Annotated in this window: 3 protein-coding genes and 1 pseudogene; 2 read left to right on the forward strand and 2 right to left on the reverse strand. The window is 72.1% G+C overall.

From position 1 onward, the window contains the following. Positions 1-307 precede the first annotated feature (307 nt). Entirely contained in the window at positions 308-1,174 is an 867-nt protein-coding gene (locus tag AOK03_RS38625; RefSeq protein WP_055570027.1) for a helix-turn-helix transcriptional regulator, read from the forward strand. A gap of 23 nt (positions 1,175-1,197) precedes the next feature. On the opposite strand, the gene AOK03_RS38630 is transcribed toward AOK03_RS38625, so the two are convergent. Both AOK03_RS38630 and AOK03_RS38635 read right to left on the reverse strand, forming a co-directional pair. Further along, positions 1,198-2,709, reverse strand: a complete 1,512-nt coding sequence (locus AOK03_RS38630) for an alpha/beta hydrolase (RefSeq protein ID WP_079075243.1) — start codon at positions 2,707-2,709, stop codon at positions 1,198-1,200. Between the two features lie 157 nt (positions 2,710-2,866). Beyond that, positions 2,867-4,144, reverse strand: a complete 1,278-nt coding sequence (locus AOK03_RS38635) for an acetyl-CoA C-acetyltransferase (RefSeq protein ID WP_055570029.1) — start codon at positions 4,142-4,144, stop codon at positions 2,867-2,869. A 72-nt stretch (positions 4,145-4,216) separates the two neighbouring features. Between AOK03_RS38635 and AOK03_RS38640 the strand changes: the two are divergent. Continuing rightward, positions 4,217-4,412: pseudogene (locus AOK03_RS38640) on the forward strand (3-oxoacyl-ACP reductase); the annotation flags it as partial.

Raw genomic sequence — 4,412 nt, forward strand, 5'->3', positions numbered from 1 at the left:
GTGGGCGGGTGGGAAAACCCGCCGCGGAGCGACGGAGACACGTCGCGGAGCGACGGGAAACCGCCGCGGAGCGGCAGGGCGGCACAACGGTTCAGGCCAAGTGCAACGGCACCGTGCGGAGGGCAAGACCCCCAAGGCCGCGGCCCGGCGCCACGCACCCCCTGGGCCGAGAGGACCAGGCCCTCCGCAACAAGGACCACTCTCCGCCCGAGCCCCACGCAGTGACAGGCCGCGCTCGACCGGGGCGCCGCGTTCCTGGCCCTGACACGGCCCCCCACAGCCGATCACCACCCTGGACAATGGCTGGATGACGACCACCACGGGCACAGCCACCGGCACGGCGACCGGCACGGAACTGGGCCGCTACCTCCGGGCCCGCCGGGCCCGCGTGACCCCGGCCGAGGCGGGCCTCCCCGCGGGCACGGGGCTCCGCCGCACACCGGGCCTGCGCCGCGAGGAGCTCGCCACCCTCGCCGGGGTGAGCGTCGACTACTACACGCGCCTGGAGCGCGGCCGCGAGACGAACCCCTCGCCCGCCGTGATCGACGCCCTGGCCCGCGCGCTGCGCCTGGCGGGCGACAGCCACGACCGGCTGCGCGACCTGGCCGAGCTGGCCTCGGGCCGCCTCACGGAGCCGCACCCCACGGCGGACCACACGGTCCGCGACTCCACGCTGCGCACCCTGGAGGCGCTGGACCCGCTGCCCGCGTACGTGGTGAGCCGGCACAGCCACATGCTGGCCGCCAACGCCCCAGGCAAGGCCCTGATGCCGGGCCTGTGGGAGTGGCCGGCGGAGCAGCGCAACGTACTGCGCTATCTGTTCCTGCACCCCGTGGGCCGCGTGCTGTACCAGCCGTGGGAGGAGACGGTCGCCAAGTCGGTGTCGCACCTGCGCGCGATCGGCGGCACCGACACCGACTCGCCCCAGCTGACCAGCCTGGTCGGCGAACTGCTCCTCAAGTCACCGGACTTCGCCCGCATCTGGGAGCGGTACGACGTGTGCGAGCGCGGCGGCGGCACGAAGTCGTTCGAGCACCCGAAGGTCGGCCTGATGACGCTCACGTACGAGGTGATGAAGCTGGCGAGGACGGGCGGCCAGCGCATGGTGGTCTACCAGGCCCCGCGGGACACCCCGGACGAGACGGCGATGCTGAAGCTGACCTCGTCGGCCTGAGCACCGTCCGCCCGCTCACCCGTTCACTCGGCGGCCGCGCAGGAGCTCCTGGTCTTGGGCGTCTCGCCGTACAGCAGGAACCCGTTCACCTTGTCCTGCACGCACGTGGAGCCCAGATAACCGGTGTGCCCGTCGCCCTTGTTGTCGAGGACGACGGCCTGCGAGCCGAGCCGTCGCGCGGTCTCCTCCGTCCACCGGTAGGGCGTCGCCGGGTCGCCGCGCGTGCCGACGAGCAGCAGCTTGGGCGTCTTGACGTCGCGTACCTCCTCACGGATGTAGCTGGTCCCGGCCGGCCTCCCGAAGCACAGCAGGACGGGCATCAGCATCGACTTGCCGAAGACGGGCGACGCTTCGTCGAACTCCTCCTGGAGCCTGCCGACTTCCTTCTCTATGCGGGCGGCGCCGGGCCGGTCGGGGTCGTCGGCGCAGTTCACGGCCATGAGAGCGGCGGCCAAGTTGTCGGCGGGCGTGTCACCGGCGGGAGTCTCCTCCCCCACCGCCGACGCCCTGGGCACGCCCCCCGCGTGCCCGAGCCCTCCGCTCATCCGGATCAGCGCCCGCGGATCGCCGTCCGCGAGCAGCGCTCCCAGGGCCTGCGAGAGCGCGGGCCACGCCTGCCTGCTGTACAGGGCCTGGCTGAGTACGCCGACGACGTCCTGCCCGGTGAACTGCTGACCGTCCATGGACTGCAGGGGCATCTGGTCCATGTCGTCGATCAGCTTGACCATGCCGGTGCGTGCGCTGCGCGAGTCGGTGCCGAAGACGCATCCGGGGTTCTTGGTGCACCAGGTGAGGAAGTTGTCGAGAGCGGTCTGGCGCCCTTCGGCCGTCGCGAGGGACTGCTCTGCGACGGGTTCGGTCAGTGTGTCGACGCCGTCGAGCACCATCCGCCCGACGTTCTTGGGAAACTGGGCGGCGTACACGGCACCCAGCCGTGTGCCGTAGGAGAACCCCAGATAGTTGAGCTTCTTGTCGCCGAGGGCCTGACGCATGACGTCGAGGTCGCGGGAGACGTTGACGGTCCCCATGTGCGGCAGGACGGGTCCCGACTTCTTCGCGCACTCCGCGGCGACCTTGCGCATCTCCTTGAGCACGGCGGCCGCGTCGTCCGTTCCGCCGGACGAGGGATCGGTGCTCTCCTCGGCGTCGCCGCAGCTGACGGGCTCGCTCAGGCCGACCCCGCGCGGGTCGAAGGAGACGACGTCGTAGTCCTTGCTCAGGAAGCCGAAGTCCTTCTGCGAGCCCGCGAGCGCGGAGACGCCGGGGCCGCCGGGCCCGCCGAAGTTCAGCAGCAGGGAGCCGCGCGGCTTGCCGCTCGCGCTGGACTTCATCCGGATCATCGCGACGTCGACGTCCCCGGCGGCGGGGTCGGCGTAGTCGAGCGGGACGCTCACGTGCCCGCACCGGATGTCCTTGGCGCCGCCCGCGGCCTCCGCCGCGGCTTCGGTGTCGCCCTTGCAGGTGCCCCATTTGATCTTCTGCGTGTAATAGCGCGCCAGATCGGGCCGCCCACTGCCGTCGTCGGCGGCGGCCATGCCCGCTCCCACGACGACCAGCACGGTGACGCCGGCGACTGCACAAGCTCCGCGCACGGCAACCTCCCAGGGTGTGCCCCTCGCTCACCCTAAGCGGGGGTCACGCCCCTCGCCCGTTCAGCGCACGCTCACCCTGCGCAACGTCGCTCACCCTCCGTCACTGCCGTTCCAGGATCGCGGTGACGCCCTGCCCGCCCGCCGCACAGATGGAGATGAGCCCCCTCCCCGGCCGTCCCCGCTCGGCGAGCAGCTTGGCGAGGGTGGCGACGATCCGCGCGCCGGTGGCCGCGAAGGGGTGCCCCGTGGCGAGCGAGGACCCGGCGACGTTCAGCCGGGCCCGGTCGACGGTGCCGAGGCCCCGCTTCTCCCAGGCGGCGAGCGTGGCGAGCACCTGCGAGGCGAAGGCCTCGTGCACCTCCACGAAGTCGAAGTCCCCCAGTCCGAGCCCGGCGCGCTCCAGCATCCGGGGCACGGCGTACGCGGGTGCCATCAGGAGACCGTCCTCGCCCCCTGCGACATCCCCGTGGACGAAGTCGACCGCGGCGGTCTCACAGGCGACGAGGTGCGCCAGCGGCTCGATCCCCCGCCCCGCGGCCCACTCGTCGCTGCCCAGCAGCACGACGGCCGCGCCGTCCGTCAGCGGTGTGGAGTTCCCCGCGGTCATGGTCGCCCCACCGGCCTCCACCCCGAACACGGGCTTGAGACGGGCCAGTTGCTCCACGGTCGAGCCGGGCCGCAGATTCTGGTCCCGCGCGAGCCCTTCGTACGGCACGACGAGATCCGCCAGGAATCCCCGCTCGTACGCGGCGGCGAGCCGCTGATGGCTGAGCGCCGCCAACTCGTCCTGCGCCGCACGCGTGATCCCCCACTCGCGGGCGGTCACCGCGGCGTGCTCGCCCATCGAGAGTCCGGTCCGGGGCTCGGCGTTGCGCGGAATGTCGGGCACGAGGTGCCGGGGCCGCACCCGCGCGAGGGCACGCAGCCGCCCGCCCGCGGACCGGGCGCGCCGGGCCGCCAGCAGCACCTTCCTGAGCTCGTCGTTCACCCCGAGCGGCGCGTCGCTCGCCGTGTCGGACCCACCGGCGATCCCCGACTCCACCTGCCCGAGCATGACCTTGTTGGCCACGGCGATGACGGCCTGCAGCCCGGTCCCGCAGGCCTGTTGCAGGTCGTAGGCGGGCGTACGGGAGTCGAGGGCGGAGCCGAGGGCGACCTCGCGGGCGAGGTTGAAGTCGCGGCTGTGCTTGAGCACGGCTCCCGCGACGAACTCCCCGACCACTCCCTCCCCTCGCAGCCCGTACGCCTCCACGAGCCCATCGACGACAGCGGTCAGCATGTCCTGATTCGACGAGGTGGCGTACGGCCCGTCGGAACGGGCGAAAGGAATGCGGGTGCCGCCGAGGACTGCGACGCGGCGCACAGCGGGAAGACTCATGTCTCGACCAACTCCTGACCCTTGAGTAACCTTACTCAGAAGTAAATTTACGACCGAGCTGGGAGTTGGACAATGGCCGACCGCTACCTGACCTTCACCGCCACCGGACCCGGCCGCTTCCTCGCCCGCCGCCTGGGCCTCCCCCAGCCGACGCCCCTGCGCCGCTGGACCCCGGAACACCCCGCGCTGACCGGTGACTTGCTCCTCCTCTCACCCACCACCACCTCCCCCTACAGCACGGACCTGCCGACCCTCCTCGCCTCAACCC

It is taken from the genome of Streptomyces atriruber, assembly GCF_001418325.1.
In the GTDB taxonomy this organism is placed as follows: Bacteria; Actinomycetota; Actinomycetes; order Streptomycetales; family Streptomycetaceae; genus Streptomyces; species Streptomyces atriruber.